General features: G+C 66.2%; 23 protein-coding genes. 4 read left to right on the top strand and 19 right to left on the bottom strand.

What is annotated here, in order from left to right; genetic code table 11:
• Genes M0209_RS01790 through M0209_RS01805 form a run of 4 tightly spaced genes read right to left on the bottom strand, consistent with a single transcriptional unit; the run spans window position 1 to window position 3,697 of the window.
• Window positions 1–2,295, bottom strand: coding sequence for an ATP-dependent helicase (locus tag M0209_RS01790; protein WP_258886489.1), 2,295 nt, complete (start codon window positions 2,293–2,295; stop codon window positions 1–3).
• A gap of 10 nt (window positions 2,296–2,305) precedes the next feature.
• Window positions 2,306–3,232: a DMT family transporter gene (locus M0209_RS01795; RefSeq protein WP_258886494.1), complete on the bottom strand. Its 927-nt coding sequence runs from the start codon at window positions 3,230–3,232 to the stop codon at window positions 2,306–2,308.
• Between the two features lie 20 nt (window positions 3,233–3,252).
• On the bottom strand, window positions 3,253–3,528 hold the full coding sequence (locus tag M0209_RS01800) for a type II toxin-antitoxin system RelE/ParE family toxin (RefSeq protein ID WP_258886496.1): 276 nt from the start codon (window positions 3,526–3,528) through the stop codon (window positions 3,253–3,255).
• Window positions 3,521–3,697, bottom strand: coding sequence for a stability determinant (locus M0209_RS01805; protein ID WP_258886498.1), 177 nt, complete (start codon window positions 3,695–3,697; stop codon window positions 3,521–3,523). Before M0209_RS01805 ends, M0209_RS01800 begins: the two co-directional genes overlap by 8 nt.
• A 28-nt stretch (window positions 3,698–3,725) precedes the next feature.
• On the opposite strand from M0209_RS01805, the gene M0209_RS01810 reads away from it, so the two are divergent.
• Together M0209_RS01810 and M0209_RS01815 are read left to right on the top strand one after the other, a co-directional pair.
• Window positions 3,726–4,985: an MFS transporter gene (locus M0209_RS01810; RefSeq protein ID WP_258886500.1), complete on the top strand. Its 1,260-nt coding sequence runs from the start codon at window positions 3,726–3,728 to the stop codon at window positions 4,983–4,985.
• The gene (locus M0209_RS01815; RefSeq protein WP_258886502.1) at window positions 4,975–5,430 is read left to right on the top strand and encodes a GNAT family N-acetyltransferase; all 456 of its coding nucleotides are present in this window, start codon (window positions 4,975–4,977) and stop codon (window positions 5,428–5,430) included. Before M0209_RS01810 ends, M0209_RS01815 begins: the two co-directional genes overlap by 11 nt.
• Here M0209_RS01815 and rsmD read toward each other — a convergent pair.
• The 3 genes from rsmD to M0209_RS01830 are packed head-to-tail and all read right to left on the bottom strand — an operon-like array spanning window position 5,421 to window position 8,259.
• A complete protein-coding gene (gene rsmD, locus M0209_RS01820) occupies window positions 5,421–5,969 on the bottom strand; it encodes a 16S rRNA (guanine(966)-N(2))-methyltransferase RsmD (protein WP_258886508.1) in 549 nt (182 codons plus the stop codon). The two genes, M0209_RS01815 and rsmD, sit on opposite strands and share 10 nt — an antisense overlap.
• Window positions 5,966–7,033: a pseudouridine synthase gene (locus M0209_RS01825; RefSeq protein ID WP_408988167.1), complete on the bottom strand. Its 1,068-nt coding sequence runs from the start codon at window positions 7,031–7,033 to the stop codon at window positions 5,966–5,968. The genes rsmD and M0209_RS01825 overlap by 4 nt, the downstream gene beginning before the upstream one ends.
• Window positions 7,033–8,259, bottom strand: coding sequence for an aromatic ring-hydroxylating oxygenase subunit alpha (locus M0209_RS01830; RefSeq protein ID WP_408988168.1), 1,227 nt, complete (start codon window positions 8,257–8,259; stop codon window positions 7,033–7,035). The genes M0209_RS01825 and M0209_RS01830 overlap by 1 nt, the downstream gene beginning before the upstream one ends.
• A gap of 102 nt (window positions 8,260–8,361) precedes the next feature.
• On the opposite strand from M0209_RS01830, the gene M0209_RS01835 reads away from it, so the two are divergent.
• Window positions 8,362–9,693, top strand: a complete 1,332-nt coding sequence (locus M0209_RS01835; protein ID WP_258886509.1) for an AmpG family muropeptide MFS transporter — start codon at window positions 8,362–8,364, stop codon at window positions 9,691–9,693.
• On the opposite strand, the gene M0209_RS01840 is transcribed toward M0209_RS01835, so the two are convergent.
• The 10 genes from M0209_RS01840 to M0209_RS01885 all read right to left on the bottom strand — a co-directional run bounded on the left by M0209_RS01840 (window position 9,690) and on the right by M0209_RS01885 (window position 19,121).
• Window positions 9,690–10,118, bottom strand: coding sequence for a DUF6628 family protein (locus M0209_RS01840; protein ID WP_258886510.1), 429 nt, complete (start codon window positions 10,116–10,118; stop codon window positions 9,690–9,692). The genes M0209_RS01835 and M0209_RS01840 overlap by 4 nt on opposite strands.
• Before the next feature lie 92 nt (window positions 10,119–10,210).
• Complete coding sequence (locus tag M0209_RS01845; protein WP_258886512.1) at window positions 10,211–11,422, bottom strand: folylpolyglutamate synthase/dihydrofolate synthase family protein; 1,212 nt, start codon at window positions 11,420–11,422, stop codon at window positions 10,211–10,213.
• Window positions 11,422–12,273: an acetyl-CoA carboxylase, carboxyltransferase subunit beta gene (accD, locus tag M0209_RS01850; RefSeq protein ID WP_258886517.1), complete on the bottom strand. Its 852-nt coding sequence runs from the start codon at window positions 12,271–12,273 to the stop codon at window positions 11,422–11,424. The genes M0209_RS01845 and accD overlap by 1 nt, the downstream gene beginning before the upstream one ends.
• Window positions 12,270–13,049 carry a tryptophan synthase subunit alpha gene (gene trpA / locus M0209_RS01855; protein ID WP_258889538.1) on the bottom strand — a complete coding sequence of 260 codons (780 nt, stop codon included), beginning with the start codon at window positions 13,047–13,049 and terminating at the stop codon, window positions 12,270–12,272. The genes accD and trpA overlap by 4 nt, the downstream gene beginning before the upstream one ends.
• A 244-nt stretch (window positions 13,050–13,293) precedes the next feature.
• On the bottom strand, window positions 13,294–14,502 hold the full coding sequence (trpB, locus tag M0209_RS01860; protein ID WP_258886519.1) for a tryptophan synthase subunit beta: 1,209 nt from the start codon (window positions 14,500–14,502) through the stop codon (window positions 13,294–13,296).
• A 116-nt stretch (window positions 14,503–14,618) separates the two neighbouring features.
• Complete coding sequence (locus tag M0209_RS01865) at window positions 14,619–15,260, bottom strand: phosphoribosylanthranilate isomerase (protein WP_258886521.1); 642 nt, start codon at window positions 15,258–15,260, stop codon at window positions 14,619–14,621.
• A 2-nt stretch (window positions 15,261–15,262) separates the two neighbouring features.
• A complete protein-coding gene (locus M0209_RS01870) occupies window positions 15,263–15,832 on the bottom strand; it encodes a hypothetical protein (protein ID WP_258886523.1) in 570 nt (189 codons plus the stop codon).
• Window positions 15,833–15,845: 13 nt separating this feature from the next.
• Complete coding sequence (gene pyrF, locus M0209_RS01875; protein ID WP_258886527.1) at window positions 15,846–16,517, bottom strand: orotidine-5'-phosphate decarboxylase; 672 nt, start codon at window positions 16,515–16,517, stop codon at window positions 15,846–15,848.
• On the bottom strand, window positions 16,514–16,831 hold the full coding sequence (locus tag M0209_RS01880) for a hypothetical protein (RefSeq protein ID WP_258886529.1): 318 nt from the start codon (window positions 16,829–16,831) through the stop codon (window positions 16,514–16,516). The genes pyrF and M0209_RS01880 overlap by 4 nt, the downstream gene beginning before the upstream one ends.
• Before the next feature lie 85 nt (window positions 16,832–16,916).
• Window positions 16,917–19,121, bottom strand: a complete 2,205-nt coding sequence (locus M0209_RS01885; RefSeq protein ID WP_258886530.1) for a patatin-like protein — start codon at window positions 19,119–19,121, stop codon at window positions 16,917–16,919.
• 98 nt (window positions 19,122–19,219) lie between these two features.
• On the opposite strand from M0209_RS01885, the gene M0209_RS01890 reads away from it, so the two are divergent.
• A complete protein-coding gene (locus M0209_RS01890) occupies window positions 19,220–20,155 on the top strand; it encodes an intradiol ring-cleavage dioxygenase (RefSeq protein ID WP_258886532.1) in 936 nt (311 codons plus the stop codon).
• Between the two features lie 132 nt (window positions 20,156–20,287).
• Here the strand turns inward: M0209_RS01890 and M0209_RS01895 are convergent, their stop codons facing one another.
• Together M0209_RS01895 and M0209_RS01900 are read right to left on the bottom strand one after the other, a co-directional pair.
• Window positions 20,288–21,547, bottom strand: a complete 1,260-nt coding sequence (locus M0209_RS01895) for a HAMP domain-containing sensor histidine kinase (protein ID WP_258886534.1) — start codon at window positions 21,545–21,547, stop codon at window positions 20,288–20,290.
• Window positions 21,540–22,253: a response regulator gene (locus tag M0209_RS01900; RefSeq protein ID WP_258889539.1), complete on the bottom strand. Its 714-nt coding sequence runs from the start codon at window positions 22,251–22,253 to the stop codon at window positions 21,540–21,542. Before M0209_RS01900 ends, M0209_RS01895 begins: the two co-directional genes overlap by 8 nt.
• Between the last annotated feature and the right edge of the window lie 36 nt (window positions 22,254–22,289).

A 22,289-nucleotide genomic window follows, 5' to 3' on the forward strand; every position in this document is an offset into this window, starting at 1 on the left:
TCAACCGCCCACCGTGACAAACGAATCCAACACCCGCTTCCGCCCCGCGCTCTCGAACTCGATCTCGAGCTTATTGCCCTCGATCTCGGCAATAACCCCGTACCCGAACTTCGTATGGAACACGCGCTGGCCCAATGTCAGGTCATCCCGCCCCTTGTTCCCCAGGCTGATCGCCGGGCCGCGCGCCTCGACGATGCGTTGCGGGGCGGTCGAAAAGCCTGAGCCGACGCTCGCCGCGCGTTGCCAGCCCGGTCCCCGCCCTGTGCCGCGAGCGACATCGGCGAAGGGGTCGGCGCGTTCGGACCAGTTGGCTTGCCAGAGACTCGCGCCGCCCGACATTGTGGTTTCGTGCTCGACATGGGCGGCGGGGAGTTCGGCGACGAAGCGGCTGGGGATGCTGCTGGTCCACTGGCCATAGATGCGGCGGTTGGCGGCGTGGAGGATGGTTGCGGACTGGCGCGCGCGGGTAATCGCAACGTACGCAAGGCGGCGTTCCTCCTCGAGCGAGTTCAGCCCGCCCTCGTCGAGCGCGCGTTGCGAGGGGAAGACGCCTTCTTCCCAGCCGACGAGGAACACCTTGTCGAATTCGAGGCCCTTGGCGGCGTGGATGGTCATGATCGTGACCTTGGCCTCGTTCGCCGCGGCCTCGTTGTCCATCACGAGGCTGACGTGTTCGAGGAAGTCGCCGAGCGTTTCGTACTCCTCCATCGCGCGCGCGAGTTCGGTGAGGTTTTCGAGGCGACCGCTGGCCTCGACGGTCTTTTCGGCCTGGAGCGCGCCGGTATAGCCGCTTTCGTCGAGCATTTGCCGCGCGAGGTCGGCGTGGTTCATGCTGCTCGCCATGTCGCGCCAGCGCGCGATGTCGCCGACGAGATTGCCGAGCGCGCGGCGCGCCTGCGGGGTCAGTTCGTCGGTGTCGAGGATGCGCGCGGCGGCGTGGGTGAGCGGGATACCCTCGGCGCGGGCGAGCATCTGCATCTTGGCGACCGCCTTGTCCCCCAGCCCGCGTTTCGGCACGTTGACGATGCGTTCGAAGGCAAGGTCGTCGCTCGGCTGGTTGATGAGGCGGAGGTACGCCAGCGCATCGCGGATTTCGGCGCGTTCGTAAAAGCGGAAACCGCCGACGATGCGATACGGCATGCCGATCGCGATGAAGCGGTCCTCGAACTCGCGGCTCTGATATTGCGCGCGGATGAGGATGGCGACGCCGTCGAGGGTGTTCGCCCCCTTCGGCCCGCGATGCTGCCACGCCTCGATCTCGTCGCCGACGCGGCGGGCCTCTTCGGGCCCGTCCCACACGCCGATGACCTTGACCGGATCGCCTTGGGGCAGGTCGGTGAACAGCGTCTTGCCGAGGCGCCCGGTGTTGTTGGCGATGACGCCGCTGGCCGCCGCCAGGATGTGCGGGGTGCTGCGGTAATTCTGTTCAAGGCGGATGACTTTCGCGCCCGGAAAGTCTTTCTCGAACTTCAGGATATTTTCGACCTGCGCGCCGCGCCAGCTGTAGATCGACTGGTCGTCGTCGCCAACGCAGCAAATGTTCTTGCGTTGCTGGGCGAGGAGACGGAGCCAGAGATACTGCGACGAATTGGTGTCCTGATATTCGTCGACCATGATGTACCGAAAGCGGTTCTGGTATTGTTCGAGCACGTCGCGGTGCGTCTTGAGGATCACCAGCATGTGGAGCAGCAGGTCGCCGAAATCGCAAGCGTTGAGCGCCTTCAGCCGCGCCTGATAGGCCGCGTAGAGTTCGCCGCCGCGGCCGTTGGCGAAGAGTTCACTTTCGCCAGCGCCGAGATCGGCCGGGACCAGCCCCTTGTTCTTCCAGCCGTCGATCAGGCCGCTGAGCGCGCGCGCGGTGAAGCGCTTTTCGTCGATGTCGGCGGCGATGATCAGTTGCTTCATCACGCGCAGTTGGTCGTCGGTGTCGAGGATGGTGAAATTGCTCTGCAGACCCACGAGCTCGGCGTGGCGGCGGAGCATTTTGGCGGCGATGGCGTGGAAGGTGCCGAGCCAGGGCATCCCCTCGACCGCATCGCCGATCAGGGCGCGGACGCGCTCGCGCATCTCGCGCGCGGCCTTGTTGGTGAAGGTGACGCTCAGGATTTCGGACGGATAGGCCTTGCGCGTGTAGACGAGGTGCGCGAGCCGCGCGGTCAGCGCCGCCGTCTTGCCCGTGCCCGCGCCCGCGAGGACGAGGACGGGGCCGTCGGTGGTGAGCACGGCATCGCGCTGCGGCGGGTTGAGGCCGCGGAGATAGGGGGGATCGGACTCGGTTGGCTGGGGAACGCTCATCGGCGAACAGCTAGGGAACGTCGGGGCCGGGGGCAACCGTTCTGAACCGGGCAAAAATGCGCCCGTCGATGGCGGCGAGGCCGATGGCGATCAGCGCCATGCCGGTCAGGTGGCGCAGTTCGAGCCGCTCGCCGAGCACGAGTACGCCGAGCAAGATGGCGACGACGGGGATGAGGAAGGTGCACAGGAACGCGTTGCCTGCGCCCGCGCGCTCGATCAGGCGGAAATAGAGAACATAGGGAATGGCCGTGGCGAGGACGACCATGCCGATGGTCGCGCCGATGACGGTCGCATCGGGGGCGGGCAGGGTCCATGGCGCCTCGACCAGTGCGAAAGGCACGAGCATGATCGCGGCGGCAGCAAGCTGTCCGGTGGAAGCCGCCCAGGGGTCGACGCCGAGCGCGACGAACTTGCGCGCATAGACGCCCGCCAGTGCATAGCCGAGCGTGGCGACAAGGCAGGCCCCTTGCGCGACGGCATTGCCGCCCATCCTGACACCCACGCCTTCAAGCGCCTCACCGCCGATCATTGCGACGACACCGGCAAGGCCGAAGCCGACGCCGATGATTTTGGCCGGGGTCGCGCGCTCGTCGCGGGTGAACAGATGCGCGGCGACTACGCCCCAGAGCGGGGTGGTTGCGTTGAGGATCGACGCGAGGCCGCTGTCGATGCGCTGCTGGCCCCAGGCGAACAGCACGAACGGCATGGCATTGCCGAGGAACGCGACGATGGCGAAGGCGCGCCATACCGGCCAGCCGCGCGGCATGACGCGGCCGGTGGCGCGCATGAACAGCCACAGCACCAGCGCCCCCAGTCCGACGCGGGCGAGCACGACCGTAAACGGCGGCCAGGCGCGCAGCATGATCTCGAGAAAAAAGAACGCGCCGCCCCACAGCACCGAGAGCGCGATCAATATGGCCCATTCGGTCGGGCCCATGCGGGTGGCGATGGGGGCGGTCAGGGGTATTGCTGGCGGCTGTGGAGGACGCGGATGACGTAGAGCCGTTCGTCCGTGACGCGGTAAATGACAAGGTAGTTCGGATGCGCTACGATTTCCCGCGTTTCGGACACGCGACCCGGGCGTCCCATGCCCGGCACGTGGCAGGCGAGTTCAACTTTCGCGTGAATCTGGCGCTCGAGCCGCTCGGCTGCTGGAAAATTATGCTGCGCGATATACTCGATAATGGCGGAAAGCTGCTCAGTGGCGAGAGGCTCCCAGACCAGTTCAAGCATCGCGATATTTATCGAGGATAGCCTTTGTTCGCGCCTTCACCTCCGCGTGCGGTATCCACGGTCCTTTCGAGGCAAGCCCCGCCTCGACCTGCGCGCGGAACCATTTGTCATAGGCTTCCGCGTCTTCTTCGGTGTCGAATTCCGAGACGATGGGATCGAGCTTTGCCATTCGCGTTCAATAATGCTTTTGCGATGCGATGACAAAGGGGAAATCTTCGACAACGCGCATTCTCGGTGCCTCGCTGACGGGGACGGCGGTCGAGTTTTACGATTTCTATATCTATGCGACGGCGGCGTCGCTTGTGTTCGGGACAGCGTTCTTTCCGCCGAGCGATCCGGGCGTCGGGCTGCTATTGTCCTATGCGACGCTCGCGGTCGCGTTCGTCGCGCGACCGGTGGGGGCGATTGCATTCGGGCATTTCGGCGACCGCATCGGGCGCAAGTCGACGCTGGTCGCGTCGCTGCTCATCATGGGGCTGTCGACGCTCTTCATCGCGTTCCTGCCGACCTATGCCGATATCGGCTGGATCGCGCCCGCGCTGCTGTGCCTGTTGCGCTTCGGGCAAGGGTTCGGGCTGGGCGGCGAGTGGTCGGGGGCGGCACTGCTCGCGGTCGAGAATGCGCCGCCGGGGTGGCGCGGGCGGTTCGGGTGCGTGCCGCAACTGGGGGCGCCGGTCGGGTTTATTGCGGCGAACGGGCTGTTCCTGATTCTGGGGCTGGTGCTGTCACCCGACGACTTCAAGGCGTGGGGCTGGCGGGTGCCGTTCGTGCTGTCGATCGTGCTGGTCGGGGTCGGGCTGTGGGTGCGGCTAAGTCTGCACGAGACGCCTGCGTTTGCCGCCGCGCTCAGGCAAGCGCCGCCGCCGAAAGTGCCGCTGGCCGAGGTATTCGCGACGCACGGCGGGGCCATCCTCGCGGGGACGCTGGGCGCGGTTGCGTGTTTTGCGGTGTTTTACATCACGACGGCGTTTGCGCTGGGGTATGGCACGACGACGCTCGGCTATGCGCGGGCCGAATTCCTGCAACTGCAACTCGGCGCGATCCTGTTCATGGCTGCGGGCATCGTGCTGGCGGGTTGGTTGTCGGACGTGTGGAGCCCGGCCCGCGTCCTGATGATCGGGTGCGCGGGGGTGCCGGTCGTCGCCGCGCTGATGCCGGTGATGCTGGTCGCGGACGCGCCGGGGGCGGTATTCGCGTGGCTGGCGCTCGCGTTGGTCGTGATGGGATTCGTCTATGGGCCGCTCGGCGCGTGGCTGCCCAGCCTGTTCGCGGCGCGCGTGGCGTACACGGGGACGGCAATCGCGTTCAACGTGGGCGGTGTGATCGGTGGCGGGATGACGCCGTTCATCGCGGCGTGGCTGGCGGGGCATGGCGGGCTGGCGATGGTCGCGGTGTATCTGGCGGGGGCGGGGGTGTTGAGTTTGGGGGCGTTGTTGGTGCGAAGCAATGTCCGATAAGAATCTTGTCGTCCGACAAATTGGTACATTACCGTCCTCGATCGTTCAGATCGAACACGAAGCGCTAGCGCAAGGCCATCACTTCGTCAGCCGTCTCATCGAAAACTGGCATCCAGAACTGAACCAGTTTTCGCTCCCTGGCGAGATTTTTCTCGGGGCTTTCGAAAGTGATAGTCTGGTAGCTATTGGAGGGCTGAACCGTGATCCGTACGAGTCCTTGGCTAAACTGGGCCGCATCCGGCATTTCTATGTGCGTGCCAGCTTCCGAAGAATGTCCATAGGCTCGATGTTGCTCGGTCAGTTATTGGAATACGCCCGACAAACTTTCGACAATGTAAGGCTGCGGACATTAACGGTTGAGGGTGCAGCCTTCTATGAAAGGAACGGGTTCGTTCCGATAATCGACGTCAACGCAACTCACTTTTGGTATGGCTCCTACAGCTGAACCGTCCGCAGCACTGTAATCATCGCTTTCCCGTACACCCGCTCGGTTTCGGCCTCGAACCCCTCAACCATCACCGCTTCACCCTTCGCAGTTTCGACCGTCACGAGCGCGCCGGGGGCGAGCCATCCTAGCCGCAGGCAGCGTTCGAGCGCGACCACGCCTGCGCCGCTGCGATAGGGCGGGTCGAGCATCACGAGGTCATAGGGCGCAGGCGCGGGGCCGAGGGCGGTCACCGATTGCGCGCGGACGTCGCATTGCGGGGCGGCGCCCAGTTTGGCGATGTTGGTGCGGAGCGCGTCGAGGGCGGTGCTGTCCTGTTCGACGAAGGTGCATGTGGCCGCACCGCGCGACAGCGCCTCAAGGCCGAGCGCGCCGCTCCCCGCGAACAGGTCGAGCACGCGCAGTCCTTCGAAGCTGCCGAGGCGGCTGACCAGCATCGAGAACAGCCCTTCGCGCGTGCGGTCGGCGGTTGGGCGGGTCTCGGTGCCCTTGGGCGCGATGAGCGGACGCCCGCGCCAGTTGCCGGAGATGATCCTCATTTCTTGCGCGGACGGCTGTTGGGTTTGGGTTTTGCCTTGGCCCAGCTTGCTTTGGGTTTGGGGCGGGAGGCGCGCGCGTCCGGGGTGGCGTCACGGGGTGGCGCGGCGGCGGGGCGGGGGGGCTTTGGGGTTTTGGGCGGGTCGGGGCGGTACTGGGGCACCGGAGTCCCTTGCGGCGCAGACGCGCCGCGACCCTCTCCCCGCCGCGCTGCGCGCGTGTCGCCCTCTCCCGTAAAGGGAGAGGGAGAAGGCGTGCGTTTCGGCGTGATGCGCCATTGCTTCCTGAGCGCTCCGTCACCGGGTTCGCGGTGGACCGGCGCTGCGGGCATCTCGCCGAGCGATTTGAGGAACTCGACCAGCTCGTGCTGCTTGACCTCCTCGACCGCGCCCGGCGGCAAATCGCCGAGCGAAAACGGGCCGTATTGCGTGCGGATCAGGCGGTTCACCTCGACGCCCAAATGCTCGAGGATGCGGCGGACCTCGCGGTTCTTGCCCTCGCGGATGGTCATTTCGACCCAGGTATTGGTGCCGGTGCGCCGTTCGAGATTGGCGTCGATGGCGCCGTAACGGACGCCGTCGATGGTAATGCCGTGGATGAGTTCTTCCAGGCTGTCTTGCGTGATGCGGCCGTAAACGCGGGCGCGGTAGCTGCGCGGCAAGCCCGTGGTCGGCAGTTCGAGGCGACGCTTGAGCGTACCGTCGGTGGTCATCAGCAACAGCCCCTCGGTATTCAGATCGAGGCGACCGACGGGGACCGTTCTCGGCATGTCGGGCGGGAGTTTGTCATAGATCGTCGCCCGGCCCTTCATGTCGCGTTCGGCGGTCAGCAGGCCGGTGGGCTTGTGATAGCGGAACAGGCGGGTCGGCTCGGGCGCGGCAACCGGGTTGCCGTCGACCGTGATGCCCTTGAGGCTGGTGACGATGGTCGCGGGGGTTTCGAGCGGCACGCCGTCGATGGCGATGCGGCGATCCTCGATCATCCGCTCGATCTCGCGGCGGGACGCGATACCCGCGCGGGCGAGAAGTTTGGCGATGCGCTGAGAATCTTTGGGGCGTTCGGACATTAAAGGCCGATACGCGACTCCACCTCGTCGTGAAAGGCGCGGATGCCGGTTTCGAGGGTGCCGAGCGTCACTTGGGTAATCGCACCCGATGCCAGCCCCTGCTGGCCGAGTTCGGCGGCGCGGAAATCTTCCTGCGAGAACACCTGGCCGTCGAGCAAGTCCCAGCTGCGCTGCCAGTGGTCGCGCGCTTTATCCGTCGTCGGCGGTTCGGGGATCAGCATGAAATCCTCGACCAGCGTCCGCCCCTCGCCTTGCGGCATCAGGACCATCAGGTTGACATAGTCGGGGCTGAAAATGACGACGGCATTGGGGAACAATGTGTAAGTGAAGGTCACCGTGCGGCGCAGCGCGGGCAGATCGTCGAGGTCGCCCATCTCCGCCGCGCGCCCGACCGCCGAGCGGCGGTGCGGGCCGACGGTATCGCCCGAGGTTACGCCGTCCTTGAAGAAAGGGCCGATGCTGCCGCTGTGCAGGCGGAGGACGTGATAGCTTTCGAGGAACGCGTCGTGGATGAGTTTCCAGTTGGCGGCGACATCATGCGTACGGCGTGCGAACAGGTGGAGGTGGGGCAGGCCGAGTGCGGCGAAGTCATGGCCGAGAGTGAGGGCGTCGGCGAAGTCCTCCCCGGAACGGGGAGGTGGCGGCGAAGCCGACGGAGGGGGCTCAACACACGAGCCGACATTCATGTGTCGAGCCCCCTCCACCGCTTCGCGGTCCCCCTCCCCGTTCCGGGGAGGATTGGGCAGCACCCAGATCAGCCCGCCCGCCTCGACGCTGGGTAACTCGCGCAACCCGAACTCACCCTTGTCCAGTCCCGGAAAGGTCTCGGGCCGCGGCATTGCCTTGAGGCTGCCGTCGAGGCGGTAGGTCCAGGCGTGATAGGGACAAACCAGCAGCTTCGCGCACACCGGCTCCGCGCCCTCGACAAGCCGCGTCCCGCGATGCTGGCACACGTTCAGGAAGACATGCGCGATGCCGTCCGCGTCGCGGGTCAGCAGCAGGGGTCGCCCGAAACCGTCATGCGGTACCGCACTGCCGGGGGCGAGCAGGGCGGACGGCGCAATCACCTGTGGCAGCGCATCGAACAGCGCCGCGCGTTCGGCGGCATAGCGGTCGGGGCTGATATAGGCGCTGGCCACGACATGGGTGATCCGGCCCGGCGCGCGCACCGTGCCGTTGGCGATCTCCTGCGCGAGGGTGCGTTGCCCGAGGGTAAGCGCGTTCAAGTCTCTCTCCATCGGGGTCGATCTTGTCGAAGCCCCGTTCTTGCGTAGAAGGCTAGGCCAAGGGCGTTCCGCCGACAAGCGCGGGGCAAAGGAAGGGCGCGCATGACCGACACCACAATTGACACCGGCACGCGCAGCATCGGCGATGCGATCAAGCCCTATGTCGAACCCGCGCCGCTGGCCGCGTTCTTCCTCGGCATATCGTCGGGCTTTCCCTATGCGATGATCGCGGCGACGCTGACAACGCGGCTGGCGCAGGACGGCATCGACAAGAAGACGGTGACCGCTTTCACGCTCGCGTTCCTCGTCTATAATTTCAAATGGCTATGGGCCTGGATCGTCGACGGGGTGCGGCTGCCGGTGATCGGCGCGCTGGGGCAGCGCGTGTCATGGCTGATCGTGGCGGGGCTGCTCGTGGTCGCCGCGGTCGCCAACCTCGCTTTTGCCGATCCCAAGGCCGACATCATCTGGACCGCCTATGCGGCCATTCTCGTGGGGGCTGCGGGGGCGACCTTCGACATCGTCATCGACGCCTATCGCATCGAAATTCTCGAGCCGCATCAGCTCGGCGCGGGCGCAGGCATGTCGCAATATGGATGGCGGATCGGGTCGGCGGGCGCGGCGGCGGTCGCGCTGGTCGTGGCGGCGCGTTACGGCTGGACGGCGGGCTACCTCGCCTGCGCCGCCTTTGCGCTGCCCGCCGTTCTCGTCGGGCTGGTCATGGGCGAGCCCAAGCGCCGGGTGGTCGAGATCAAGCGGCGCGGCGTCGGCGAAGTGTTCGAATCGATCTGGAAGCCGTTTGCCGAGTTCTTCATGCGGCGCGGTGCGATCCTGGTTCTTGCGTTCCTGCTCGTGCACAAAATCGGTGACACGCTGGCGAACCTGACGTTCCGCTTGTTGTTCGACGACCTGAAATTCAGCAACGACGAGATCGCCTTTTATGATGTTGCGGTCGGGTTCTGGGCCTATCTCATCGGCATTTTCATCGGTGGCGTGGTTTACGCCAAGCTCGGCCTCAAGCGTTCGGTGATGCTGGCGCTCATCCTGATGGCGGTCAGCAATCTGTCGTTCGCCGGGCTTGCCGCAGCGGGACATTCGAATATCGGCATGGCGGCGGCAATCGGGTTCGAAAATATTGCGAGCGGCTATGGCGGTGTGGTCCTCGTCGCCTATTTCTCCGCGCTCTGCGACCTGCGGTTTACGGCGGCGCAATATGCCCTGATTTCGGCCGCGACGAGCATCCTCGGGCGGCTGTTGACGGGGACGACGGCGGGCGGGCTGATCGAGGGCATCGGCTACGTCAACTTCTATCTGTTGACGACCGTCGCCGCACTGCCGGGCGTGCTGATCTATTGGTGGATGATGCGTACCGGCGTGGTCGATGAAGCGATGGGGACGGCAGGGGCGGTATCGGCGGAAAGCTCCGCGACCTAGAGGCTGATCGGCCTGCCCAAATCACTTAGCGCGTCGCCCAGTGCCTGCGCCACCGACAGCGTGGGGGACAGGTCGAGCGTACCGGTGATGCTGGCGAGGGCGGCGCGGGAGACTTCGGGGTGGGCGGTGCCGCGCTCGATAGCGAGCAGGATCGCCGCCTCGCCCTCGGTCATGCGCGGGCAGCAGCATGGCGCGATACTGATCGGTTGCCGCGACACGCGCGAGATTTCCTGCATTAGGACACGCAGAAACATTAGCGGACGGCGATAGCCCATGCCGAAACTGCCGAGCAGCAAATTGGCAGCGGAGGCATCATCGATACCGCCCGCCGCAATCCGGCGCAGCGCGATCAACACCGTCCGCGCGGTCTTCTGGTCCGGCGCGGCGTGCGGGATGAGCAGGGCAAGCGGGGCTGAATCGGGCATGTGGGCGTCCTCCGGCGGCAGTCGGCACAGAGTAAACGCTAATGCGAGGCGTTCGCACGTAAAATTCTTGAGGGGTATGGGAGGCGGTTGTTTCAGTCCGGCAGAGTGCCGTTGAGGCGCAGGACTTCGCCGCATAGGTAGAGCGAGCCGACGATCAGCGTGGTCCCGGCGCGCGACGACAAGGCGTCCTCCAGCGACATCGCCGCCCGCCCGCCCCATCGCGCCGCCAGCGCAACGGGATCATGGCTTTCGTGGTCGGGCACCGCGACGAAGGTGAGGCTCAGCGCATGCGGGGCGAGTGCGGCCACAATCGCGTCGGCGTCCTTGTTGGCGAGGATGCCGAGGATAAGGTGCATCGGCTGTGCGGCGAGTTCGTGTGCGAGGACGTCGGCGGCGGCCGGGTTGTGCGCGCCGTCGATCCAGAGCGGGCCGTGTTGGGTGAGCGGACCCTCGGGGAGGCGCTGGAAGCGCGCGGGCCATGTCGCCGCGCTGATACCGGTGCGAATCGCAGTTTCGGGGATGCCCTGTGCAATCAGCATCTGCGCGGCGAGATTGGCGTTGCGGATTTGATGCGCGCCTGCGAGGCCGGGGGTGAGGGCGAGGTCGATTTGCCAGTCGCGCGCTTCGAGGAGAAGGGGCGCGCCTGCCTGCGCTGCGACGGGTTCGATCTGCGCGAGTGCGTCGGGCTCCTGCGCGAGGCAAACCAGCGGCACCCCTTGTTTCGCGATTCCCGCCTTTTCCCCTGCAATTTCGGCCAGCGTATCACCAAGAAACGCCTGATGGTCGATGCCGACCTGCGCGATGCCGCACACGACCGGTGTTACAACATTGGTCGCGTCGAGCCGCCCGCCGAGGCCGACTTCGATCACACAGGCGTCGGCCGGGGTGCGGCTGAAGGCGAGGAAGGCGGCAGCGGTGGTTGCTTCGAAAAAGCTGGGGCCGATGTCGTGTGCCTCGGCGAGATCGAGGACTTCGGCGAGCAGCGGGGCTAGCGCTTCGTCGCCGATCAGCTTGCCCGCGACGCGGATACGCTCGTTGAAGCGGACGAGGTGCGGGCTGGTGTAGACGTGCACGGTCTTTCCTGCTGCTTCGAGTGCGGCGCGCAGGAAGGCGCAGGTTGAGCCTTTGCCGTTGGTGCCCGCGACGTGGAACACCGGAGGCAGGCGGCGGTGCGGGTTGCCGAGCAGGTCGAGCAATGCGGTGATGCGTTCGAGCCCGAGGATATCGCGGCCGGGGGATAGCTGGGCGAAGCGATCGAGCTGGGTCTGGACGGCCGGATCGTCCGACCGGGCATGGTCGGCCACTAGGCCGCGACCTTGCCCGCCATCAGATACCCGACCACGCGCGACAGCGTTTCTTTCAACTCGGCACGCGGCGTGACCATGTCGAGCATCCCGTGTTCGAGTAGATATTCCGCGCGCTGGAACCCTTCGGGCAGTTTCTCGCGGATCGTGCTTTCGATCACGCGCTGGCCCGCAAAGCCGATGAGTGCACCGGGTTCGGCAATCTGGATGTCGCCAAGCATCGCATAGCTGGCGGTGACGCCGCCGGTGGTCGGGTCGGTCAGCACGACGATATAGGGCAGACCCGCGTCGTGAAGCATCGAGATGGCGACGGTGGTCTTGGGCATTTGCATGAGCGAGAGGATGCCTTCCTGCATCCGCGCGCCGCCCGCCGCCGTGAAGATGATATAGGGCGCGCGGGCGGAAATCGCCGCTTCGACCCCGGCGACGAACGCGGCCCCGACGCCCAACCCCATCGATCCGCCCATAAAGGCGAAGTCCTGCACGCCGACAATCGCGCGCTGCCCCTCGATATTGCCGCGCGCGGTGACGAGCGCGTCATACTCGCCGGTCGCGGCGCGCGCGGCCTTGATCCGGTCGGGATATTTCTTCGAATCACGGAATTTCAGCGGGTCTTCGGCGACCTTGGGCGCGGGCAGCAGGCTGTAGCCCGCTTCGAAAATCTGGTCGAAGCGCGCCTGCGGCCCGATGCGGCCATGGTGGCCGCAGCTGGGGCAGACCGACAGGTTTTCGAGATATTCGCGGGTGAACACCATCTGCGAACACCCCGGGCATTTGATCCACAGATTGTCGGGCGTCTCGCGCTTGGCGATGAACGGGATGCGGTTACGGACGCGGTCGAGCCAACTCATGCGATTGCCTTAGCGTGGACGGCGTCGGCAAGCGAGCGGACATAGGCCTCGACATGCGGGGCGGCATCGGCACCGTATTGGCCGGCGATTTCGACAATGGCCGAGCCGACGACGACGCCATCGGCGACCTTCGCGATCGCTGCGGCCTGTTCGGGGGTCCGCACCCCGAAGCCGACGGCGACGGGCAGGTCGGTCGCGGCCTTGAGCTTCGCGACCGCGCTTTCGATGCTGGTCTGCGCGGCCACTTGCAGGCCCGTGATCCCCGCGACCGAGACATAATAGAGGAAGCCGCTCGCGCCCTCGAGCACGGCGGGCAGGCGGGCGGCGTCGGTGGTGGGGGTGGCGAGGCGGATCGGGGCGACACCGGCGGCGCGCAGCGGGGCGGCGAGTTCGTCCTCTTCGGGCGGCAGGTCGACGCAGATGACGCCGTCGACGCCTGCTTCGGCACACTGGCCCGCGAACCATTCGGGCGTGCGGCGGACCATCGGGTTGGCATAGCCCATCAGGACGAGCGGCACGTCCGGGTGCCGAGCGCGAAAGTCGCGAGCGAGCACGAAGATGTCGGCGGTGGTCGTGCCGCGCGCGAGGCTGCGGAGGTTTGCGGCCTGGATCGCGGGGCCGTCGGCCATCGGGTCGGTGAATGGCATGCCGAGCTCAATCACATCCGCGCCGCCCGCGACGAGCGCGTCGAGGATTTCGACGGTCGGGCCGTCGCCTGCGGTGACGAACGTGACCAGCGCGGGGCCGTTGGAGAAGGCGGTGGCGAGGCGGGTCATTTGAACGGTTTCCACCAAATTCGAAGCGTCAGAACGAGATTTGCCAAGATCAAAATGATCGCAGGGGCTCCCAACTCCCAACGTGTTCTGGGCAGCGCGGGCAAGACTGGCATGTTGACGCGACTGTCCATCAACCATGCATTGTGACGAGCCATATCTAAGGCGGTCGCGCGACTAAAAGTGAGGGCCAACGAAACGCCCCCGATAAGGCAAATCGCGGCGGTTAACCCACGCCAATCGCGTGTCACAACTTCACCCCCAGCGCATCCGCAACCGTGAAGATGTCCTTGTCCCCCCGCCCGCACAAATTGACGACGATGATCTTGTCCTTCGCCATTGTCGGTGCGCGTTTGATGACCGCGGCGATGGCGTGGCTGGGTTCGAGCGCGGGGATGATACCCTCCAGACGACAGAGCGTCTTGAACGCCTCCAGCGCCTCGACATCGGTGATGCTGTCATATTCGACGCGGCCGATCTCTTTCAGCCAGCTGTGCTCGGGGCCGATGCCGGGATAGTCGAGGCCCGCGCTGATCGAATGCGCTTCGGTGATCTGGCCGTCGTCGTTCTGCAACAGGAAGGTCTTGTTGCCGTGAAGGATGCCCGGGGAGCCGCCCGCGAGCGACGCGGCATGCTCCTTGTCGAGCCCGTGACCCGCCGCCTCGATGCCGAGCATCGCCACGTCGCTATCGTCGAGGAAGGGGTGGAACAGGCCGATCGCGTTCGATCCGCCGCCGATGGCTGCGACCAGCAGGTCGGGCAGGCGGCTTTCGCGCTTGAGGATTTGCTCGCGCGCTTCCTTGCCGATCACGCTCTGGAAATCACGGACAAGCTCGGGATAGGGGTGCGGCCCGGCGGCAGTGCCGATGATGTAGAAGGTGTCGTGGACGTTCGCGACCCAGTGCCGCAGCGCCTCGTTCATCGCGTCCTTCAGCGTCGCCGAGCCGCTGGTGACGGGCACGATCTCCGCGCCGAGCAGCTTCATCCGGAACACGTTCGGCGATTGCCGCTCGACGTCGCGCGCACCCATGAAGATCGTGCAGGGCAGGCCGAATCTGGCAGCAACCGTGGCGGTCGCGACGCCGTGCTGGCCTGCGCCGGTCTCGGCAATGATCTTCGTCTTGCCCATCCGCATCGCGAGCAGGATCTGGCCGATGCAATTGTTGATCTTGTGCGCGCCGGTGTGGTTCAGCTCGTCGCGCTTGAAGTAGATTTTCGCGCCGCCGAGTTCTTCGGTGAGGCGCTCGGCGAAATAGAGCGGGCTGGGGCGGCCGACATAATGTTCGAGCAGGTCGTCGAACTGCGCGGCGAACGCGGGGTCGGCCTTCGATGCGTTATACGCCGCCTCGAGGTCGAGAATCAGCGGCATCAGCGTTTCGGCGACATAGCGCCCGCCGAACTGGCCGAAATGGCCGCGTTCGTCAGGTTGCGCGCGCAAGGTGTTGGCGATTGTCATTATATTTTCTTCTCCGAGCGCCAGCGAGGAGCCCGTTCGAGCGTTAGCGAGAACCGCCGAGCAGCGCTGACCTCGCTGTCGCTCGGTCGGGCTTCTCGCTGGCGCTCGAAGAGGAGTCAGGTCTTCGAGGCTTCCTTAAGGAACGCGGCAATCTTGTCCACATCCTTCACGCCGGGCGCGCTTTCGACGCCCGACGAGACGTCGACCAGCGGCGCGCCGGTGACGCGGATCGCCTCGGCGACATTGCGCGGGTCGAGGCCGCCCGACAACGCCCAAGGGAGCGGGTGGCGGTGACCGCTGAGCAGGGTCCAATCGAACCGCAGCCCGTTGCCGCCGGGCAGGTCGGCACCCTCGGGCGGCTTGGCGTCGTACAGGATCAGGTCTGCCGCCCCCTTGTAGCGCGCAGCGGTATCGCGGTCGGCGGCGCTGCGGACCGGGATGGCTTTCCAGACCTCACGGGCATGGGTTTTGGCGACGCGGGCAACGGTTTCGGGCGTTTCGTGGCCGTGGAGTTGGAGAATATCGAGACGAACCTGCGACAGAATGCGGGCAAGCTCATCACCGGTCGGATCGACGAACAGCCCGACCGATTTGACGTGCGGCGGCACCCGCGCGGCAAGCGCGGCGGCGGCATCGGGTGTCAGGTTGCGTGGGCTTTTGGCGAAGAACACGAAGCCGACATGGCTCGCGCCACCGGCGACCGCCGCGTCGAGGGTTTCAGGCGTGGAGAGACCGCAGATTTTTGTAAGAACGGACAATATCAGGTGCCGCGCACACACGTCGTGTCGGGCGGCAGCATCGCTGTGCCGAGCCTTTGCCGCGCACGGAAGGCAAAGTGTGTGAAGTCGTCGCTTGGCCGCGCCGCGCGCAGCTTGGTCAGCGCCGAGGCCAGCGCGCCCGTGCAGCTGCCGAGCTCGCTCAGCCGCCGCTGGTAACGGATGACGCTCTTGTCCTCCACGGTTCTCAGGGGAGGTGTCACCGTGTCGAAATCGATCCCCTTGGGCGTGATGGTCCGCTCATGGTTGGCGTTTCTCGCGGCTTGCGCGGCCAAGCCCGCGGCATATTCGCCGGCAGTCCAGTTCCGCCGCTCCTCGCGTGAGGCGCTCCCGCGAAACTCGACCAGGCCGACCAGCGCCGAGGCCTCGACCGGGTCGAGCGCGACCTTGGTCAGCCACATGGGAAGCGCGAACGCCTTGACCCTCGGCGCATCGTCCGGCGCGGCGATGGCCACCGGCAATGTCACCTCGGGCAGCGCATTGTAGCGTTTGATCGCGCCGTCCAGCGGCATTGGCGCAGAGGCAACCATCGACAATAGTGCAAGTGTCAGCATTGCGTTTTTCCTCCTAAAGCGTCGCCTCGATAGCACGCACCGCTTGATCGGGGTCTGCCGCCTGCGTGATCGGTCGCCCGATCACCAAGATACTCGCTCCGGCATCGAGCGCTGCCCTCGGCGTTACCACGCGCTTTTGGTCACCGATGACGCCATTGGCGGGCCGTACGCCGGGCACGACAAAGAAACCCTGCGGCCATAGCTTGTGCGCGGCTTTCACTTCGTCGCCCGAGCAGACGACGCCATCGAGCCCCGCCTCGCGCGCGGCGGCGGTCAGGCGCAGCACCTGGTCGTGCGGGGTGCCGGTCACGCCCGCGCTGGCCAGATCGCTCGCGTCGAGGCTGGTCAGCACCGTCACGCCGACGACTTTACAGCCGGTCGGGGCGGCCGCCTTGGCATCTTCCATCATCGCCCGACCGCCCGCGGCATGAACGGTGAGGATCGCGGGTTCGAGGTGCCCCAGCGCCTGCACCGCTTTCGCCACGGTATTGGGGATATCGTGCAGCTTCAGGTCGAGGAAGATCGGCAGGTGCAGCTTGGCCATCTCGTGCACGCCCGCGCGCCCGTTGGCGGCGAAAAATTCGAGGCCGAGCTTGATGCCGCCGACATGGCGGCCGACTTTGGTCGCGATGGTTTTGGCGCGCTCCAGATCGGGCGTGTCGATGGCGACCCAGATCGGGCTCATGCCGCACCGGGCGGCGGCGCAATCGGTGCGGCACCCGGCGGGGCCATCTCGCGCATCGGCACGAGCGGCGCGGTGTCGGTCAGCGCGCGGTTGGCGCTGTCGAGGCGGCGGCGGAGCGTCCACCGCGTCGCGCGATAAAGCAACGCCATCGGAACCAGTCCTGCTAGAAAGCTCGTCAGCATCGCGAACCACATTGGGGGAAACCAAGCGAGTCCGCTCCACAGATTGACCTGCACCACCTGCGGATTGGCCCAAGCGAAATAGACCACGATAACCGCAATTATCACCCAGAATATGGTCTTCAGGAATTGCATCGACGACGGGCTCCGCTGTTGTCCCCTCAGTCTAGGCCGCCCGTCCCTGTTTTGCCAGACGCTCGATAATTGCTCAAAAACGCGGCTACGCCGGTTTTTGAGCTAGGGCGGCCAACCGATTGCGAAGGTCCACAATCGCTTCGGGGATGGCCGTCAGGCGCGGCCCCTCTCGGTCGAGGATCGCGCCGAATGCCGCGCATTTGGCGTGGACGACAGCCGCTGCTCCCAGCGCGTCCGGCGGCAGCGTGGCCATGACGATGTCGATCAGCCGCTCGGCACCGTGCAGCCGCCCCCACAGATAGTCGTTCTCGCGATAGGCGCGGCTGAAGAACGCGCCGAAGCTGTTGAACTGAATCCCTTTCAACACCGGCGCGCCGCCCGACAGGCTGGTCGCGTCCTCGGGTGCGATGCGGTCGACCATGACGGGGTCGAACTCGTCGAATCCCTCGCCCTGCAACAGCGCGAGCGTGGCGACATCGTAGAAGGGGAAGCCCAGATAGGCGAGCAGCGGCTGGCGGCGATGGGTGCGGAAACACGCGCCGATGGCCTCTGCGAGCGCGGCGTCGGTCTCGGCGTCGAGACGGGCAAGGTCCCAGCGCGCCGCGATCAGGTCGAGCAGGGTCCGCGCATCGGTCGCCTCGATCTGGCCGAGGAAATTCGGCGATTCGCGTTCGAGATAGCGCGCGAGACAGGCGAACACGGCCTTGCGAAGTCCTTCGTAATCGACCGCCGGTGTCTCGTCGGCAAGCACGGCCAGCCGCCGGGCGACGAACCGCAGACGGCGGATACGGTAGCGCAAGTCGAGCGCGGAAAGGTCGCTGCGCTGGGCCAGTTCATGGAGCAGCACCGAGGCACCGATCCGCAGCGGTGTTACATGTTCGAGAGCATCGGCAATTCCGGCCCGGACGATCTCGCGATAGGCGACGTACGAATGCCCGGCGTCGCGCGCGGCGCGCTCCCCGGCGCGCGCGCGCCATGTCGCCAGCCGTGCCGACGTCGGGCGGTCGAGGAACAGGGTGCGCCCGAACAGATGCTCGACCGAGGTTTCGACATCGGGGCGCAGGGCTTCGACGATCCGCCGCGTCCGCGCGATGCGGGCGGTACGTCCGGCGATGGCCTCCAGATTGTCGCGGATCGGCTGGGTGCGGGGAATATCCGACAGCGCGCCGAACAGCGTCGTGAAGAACCCCGGCGTCTTGTCGTCGCCCGACAGCTTGATGCTCTTCTGGCCCGGCTTGGGGTCGATATAGACGAAGCGCCGGTCGACTTCGCGGCGGGCGGGGCGGTCGCGCAGCGCGTCGATGGCGGGGCGGAACGGGGCATTGGCCAGGACCGATCCATCGATCAGCGCTGTGGTCTCGGCGGTTCCGGCCGCTACCTGGCGCGGCAGGACGCGGGCGAGGAATGCCTCACGCCCCGGCCATTCGCGCCCGGCCCCGTCGAGCACGCTGTCGAGTTCGGCGACCGTGAACGGCGGAAATGCACCCGGGAAGCTCGCAGTGGCGCGCGCGGCGAACACGAGCCCGGGTATCTCGCCGAGTTGCGCCATCGTGCCGGGTTCGTCGCGGAACGACAGGGTCAGGCGGTGCTCGGTCTCGACGATCGTCGGCGGCGAATGGATCGGCAATGCTTCGGGATGGCCGCTGAAATCGGTGACAGTGACGAACAGGTCGAGCGGCTGTTCGTCGGGGAGCAGCCGGGGACCGCGCGGTCCCGCCTCCATCGCGCCGAAGGCGTCGAGCAACATGTTGTCGAACACCTCGCCCCCGAACGGCGGCTCGAACCAGCGCGAGCGGACGAAGCGCGTCAGCTTTGCATGGATTTCGTCGCGGGTCTTGGCATCGAGACCATCGTCCCAATGGTCGCCCTGACGTCCCGCAAACGCCCAGGCAATCGGCGAGGCCCATAGCTTCGACACCCGGCTCGGCGCGCGGGCGGCCGGGTCGAGCAGCGCATCGACATCGGCCCGCTCCAGCCACAGGTCGGTCAGCGGGTCGAGGGACTGGCCCGAAGCGACGGCCTGCGCGAGGAAAATACCGTTGATTCCGCCTGCACTCGCCCCCGCAACGATGTCGGGCAGGACGCGCAGCTTGGTGCCTGTCGTGGTTTCGATCAGGTCGAGCAGGTCGACATAGGCCGTTTCGACCTCATCGGTCGGTGTCGTCCGGTCGTAAAAGGCGCGGCTGGCGCGGGCGAGGTGCCACACCTCCTTGGTAATGCCGTGCATGTACACCGCCAGACTGATCCCGCCGTAGCAGACGAGCGCGAGGCGTAACTCCTTCTCTCTCATGACCGATTCCTTGCACGGCGCAGCCTTGCAACAAACTGAAATACGGATGCCGAACGGGCAAAGGATATGGGCCGTGCCGAAATCAGGAGGAATGGATAATGACGGTCGAGTCGCACGCGCTGAACGAGGTCGGAGATCACGATCTGGGCCTCGCCCATGACCTGAAGACCATGGAGGCGCAGATCATGGCGCGCCGACGCGCGCTGGTGCTGATGGCGTCGGCCGGGACAGTCGGTTTTCTTGCGGCCTGCGGCAGCGGATCGTCGGGAGGAACCACGACCACAAGTTCGACCGGATCGACGAGCACGACGGGATCGACCTCGACAACGTCCACGACCAGCACAACGTCGACAACGAGCGGCGGCAGCACCGCCTGCACCGTGCCCGCCACCGAAACCGCCGGTCCCTATCCCGCCGACGGCACCAATACCGCAGCGGCAGGGGCCCCGACGTCGAACGCCTTGACCGTAAGCGGTATCGTCCGCAGCGATATTCGTCCCAATTTCATCAGTTCGACGACGGTGGCGACCGGCACGGTGCTCACGATCACGCTGACCGTTGTCAATGCCAATGCGGCGTGCGCGCCGCTCGCCGGTTATGCGGTGTATCTGTGGCACTGCGACCGTAGCGGTGCCTATTCGCTCTACGATTTGCCCACGCAAAGTTATCTGCGCGGGGTGCAGGTCACCAACGCCAGCGGACAAGTGACTTTCACGACGATTGTCCCCGGCTGCTATGCCGGTCGCTATCCGCACATGCACTTCGAGGTGTTCTCGAGCCTGGCCAATGCCACCTCGGGGCGGTTTGCGGTGCTGACGTCGCAGCTGGCGATCCCGGCGGCGGTGTGCAGCGCGGTCTATGCCGATGCGACGCTCTATCCCAATAGCGCTTCGCGCTTCGCCAGCGTCTCGCTGACCAGCGACGGTATTTTCGGCGATAACAGCTCGGCGCAGATGGCCGTGATGACGCCGACATTTTCGGGCAGCGTCGCGGCAGGATATACGGCGACGACGACGGTCGGCATCGCGGTTTAGAAAACCCTCTCCGCTTCGCGGAGAGGGCGATGCGAAGCATCGGGAGAGGCACGACCGCCTCCAGATCGTTCCACTCCCGGCTCCGCTTCGCTCCGCCGCCCTCTCCACAAAGTGGAGAGGGTTGGATGCGTGTCACACGGGCAATGTCACCTCGAACTCCGCGCCGCCTTCCGCGCGGTTGCGTGCCACGATCGTGCCGCCGTGTGCTTCGGCCACACGGCGGGCGATGGCGAGGCCGAGGCCGACTCCGCCGGTTGCGCGGTTGCGCGATACTTCGCCGCGAACGAACGGTTCGAACAGGATCGCGGCGTCGTCGGGCAGGCCGGGGCCGTGGTCGATGACACGAATCCGAAACGCCTCGCCCGATTTTTCTACCGAAACCGCACAGTCCCCGGCGTAGCGCAGCGCGTTTTCGACGAGGTTGCCGAACAGCCGCTTGAGCGCCACCGCATCGCCGCGCACGATGGCCCGTTTCGGTGCGTCGAGGGTCGCAGATGTTTCCGCGATCACCTGTCGGAGCAGCGCCGCGATATCGACGTTGCCGAATTCGGCAGGGGTGTCGCGCGCGAAATCCAGGACGCTGCCGATCATCGCACGAACCTCGGCGATTTCAGCTTGGGCCGAGTTTCGCGCGCCTTCGGGCAGGGCATCGACGTGAAAGGCCAGTCGCGCGAGCGGGGTGCCCATGTCGTGCGCGATGCCGGTCAACATCTCGGTACGCGTTGCCAATGTCGCCGCCAGGCGGTCGCGCATCCGGGCGAGCGCTTCGGCGACGCGCCGGACTTCGGCGGGGCCATCGACCGGAATTGCCGGATCGTCGGGCAGGGCGCGGGTCGCGTCGGCGGCATCAGCTAGGCGAAGCAGCGGTCCTGCAATCGTGCGCGCGATCAGCCACGCCGCGACGATGAGCACGATAAGGGTCGCCAACATCGCGGCGAGCGTGACCATGTGCCAACGGCTGAGCAGGCCCACCGGCGCGCGCGACAGCGTTTGCAGTCCTTGTGGACCGCCCCAGGCAATGGCGAAGCCGCCGCGCAGTTCGGCGTTGTCGGCGTCCGGTGCTGCCTCGGCGCGTCCAGAGAGCGGTTCCGCGATCCAGACCTGCGCGCCCGCAAGACCCTGGCCCGCGAGAACGGCTTCGGCGCGGGCATCGCGCGACAGGCCGCTCAACGCCGCAGCGACGGGGGCGCCGGGACGCAGATCAAGGTCGGGTGGCATCCGCACAATCTTGCCTTGAAGGATGGCGGCGGCAGTCGTCAGGGGGAGCGGTGGCTTGAACGGCGGCGGACCCTGGAACGTTACGACGAACAAGGCCGCTGTCGCCAGAAGCACTGCGCCCGCGACCAGCAGAACGATCTGCGCGATAATCGGGCGGCCTGTGGTCCTACCCACGCTTCACCGGGGCAGTGAACATATAGCCTTCGTTGCGAACGGTGCGGATAAGGTCGGGGGTTCGGTCATGTGCCAGCCGCTTGCGGAGGCGGCTGATCTGGACGTCGATCGCCCGGTCGAACTGGTCGGCGTCATGGCCGCGCATCGCCTCCAGCAGGAAGTCGCGGGTCAGGACGCGGCGGGGATGCTCGACCAGCGCCAGCAGCAGCCGGAACTCGCCATCGGTCAGCGAGACGTTCGCGCCGTCGGGATCGTGCAGGTCGCGTGCGACCGGGTCCATGCGCCACCCCTCGAACGTCCAGTCCGCGCCGCGTTCCGGGCGGGTGGCTGGAGGCGGTGCACGACGGCGCAGCACGGTCCGGATGCGTGCCAGCAATTCGCGCGGGTTGGCCGGTTTGGGGAGGTAATCGTCGGCCCCCATTTCCAGCCCGATGATCCTGTCCACATCGGTGCCGATGACCGACATCATGATGACCGGGGGTCGCGTCGCCGGGTCGAGCGTGCGCAGGATCGTCAGCCCGTCCTCACCCGGCATCATCACATCGAGGACGATCAGGTCGGGCTGCGCGATTGCCATGGCGGCGCGCATCGCCGGACCGTTTTCGGCAAGCGTGACGCGGAAACCATGCCCCTCCAGAAAGCGTCCCGTCAGCTCGCGGATGCCGGGGTCGTCGTCGACGACGAGAATGTGGGTGTTGAGGTCCATGTCGGCCATTCCGGCTATGTGCAGGGCAGACGTATC

The sequence above is a fragment of the Sphingomonas sp. SUN039 genome, assembly GCF_024758725.1.
Lineage (GTDB): Bacteria > Pseudomonadota > Alphaproteobacteria > Sphingomonadales > Sphingomonadaceae > Sphingomonas_O.

What these genes read in the sequence shown, in the direction of transcription:
- M0209_RS01790 (WP_258886489.1), bottom strand. Translation starts at nt 2,295, where the DNA reads ATGAGCGTTCCCCAGCCAACCGAGTCCGATCCCCCCTATCTCCGCGGC.
- M0209_RS01795 (WP_258886494.1), bottom strand. Translation starts at nt 3,232, where the DNA reads ATGGGCCCGACCGAATGGGCCATATTGATCGCGCTCTCGGTGCTGTGG.
- M0209_RS01800 (WP_258886496.1), bottom strand. Translation starts at nt 3,528, where the DNA reads ATGCTTGAACTGGTCTGGGAGCCTCTCGCCACTGAGCAGCTTTCCGCC.
- M0209_RS01805 (WP_258886498.1), bottom strand. Translation starts at nt 3,697, where the DNA reads ATGGCAAAGCTCGATCCCATCGTCTCGGAATTCGACACCGAAGAAGAC.
- M0209_RS01810 (WP_258886500.1), top strand. Translation starts at nt 3,726, where the DNA reads ATGACAAAGGGGAAATCTTCGACAACGCGCATTCTCGGTGCCTCGCTG.
- M0209_RS01815 (WP_258886502.1), top strand. Translation starts at nt 4,975, where the DNA reads ATGTCCGATAAGAATCTTGTCGTCCGACAAATTGGTACATTACCGTCC.
- rsmD (WP_258886508.1), bottom strand. Translation starts at nt 5,969, where the DNA reads ATGAGGATCATCTCCGGCAACTGGCGCGGGCGTCCGCTCATCGCGCCC.
- M0209_RS01825 (WP_408988167.1), bottom strand. Translation starts at nt 7,033, where the DNA reads ATGTCCGAACGCCCCAAAGATTCTCAGCGCATCGCCAAACTTCTCGCC.
- M0209_RS01835 (WP_258886509.1), top strand. Translation starts at nt 8,362, where the DNA reads ATGACCGACACCACAATTGACACCGGCACGCGCAGCATCGGCGATGCG.
- M0209_RS01840 (WP_258886510.1), bottom strand. Translation starts at nt 10,118, where the DNA reads ATGCCCGATTCAGCCCCGCTTGCCCTGCTCATCCCGCACGCCGCGCCG.
- accD (WP_258886517.1), bottom strand. Translation starts at nt 12,273, where the DNA reads ATGAGTTGGCTCGACCGCGTCCGTAACCGCATCCCGTTCATCGCCAAG.
- trpA (WP_258889538.1), bottom strand. Translation starts at nt 13,049, where the DNA reads ATGACCCGCCTCGCCACCGCCTTCTCCAACGGCCCCGCGCTGGTCACG.
- trpB (WP_258886519.1), bottom strand. Translation starts at nt 14,502, where the DNA reads ATGACAATCGCCAACACCTTGCGCGCGCAACCTGACGAACGCGGCCAT.
- M0209_RS01870 (WP_258886523.1), bottom strand. Translation starts at nt 15,832, where the DNA reads ATGCTGACACTTGCACTATTGTCGATGGTTGCCTCTGCGCCAATGCCG.
- pyrF (WP_258886527.1), bottom strand. Translation starts at nt 16,517, where the DNA reads ATGAGCCCGATCTGGGTCGCCATCGACACGCCCGATCTGGAGCGCGCC.
- M0209_RS01880 (WP_258886529.1), bottom strand. Translation starts at nt 16,831, where the DNA reads ATGCAATTCCTGAAGACCATATTCTGGGTGATAATTGCGGTTATCGTG.
- M0209_RS01885 (WP_258886530.1), bottom strand. Translation starts at nt 19,121, where the DNA reads ATGAGAGAGAAGGAGTTACGCCTCGCGCTCGTCTGCTACGGCGGGATC.
- M0209_RS01890 (WP_258886532.1), top strand. Translation starts at nt 19,220, where the DNA reads ATGACGGTCGAGTCGCACGCGCTGAACGAGGTCGGAGATCACGATCTG.
- M0209_RS01900 (WP_258889539.1), bottom strand. Translation starts at nt 22,253, where the DNA reads ATGGACCTCAACACCCACATTCTCGTCGTCGACGACGACCCCGGCATC.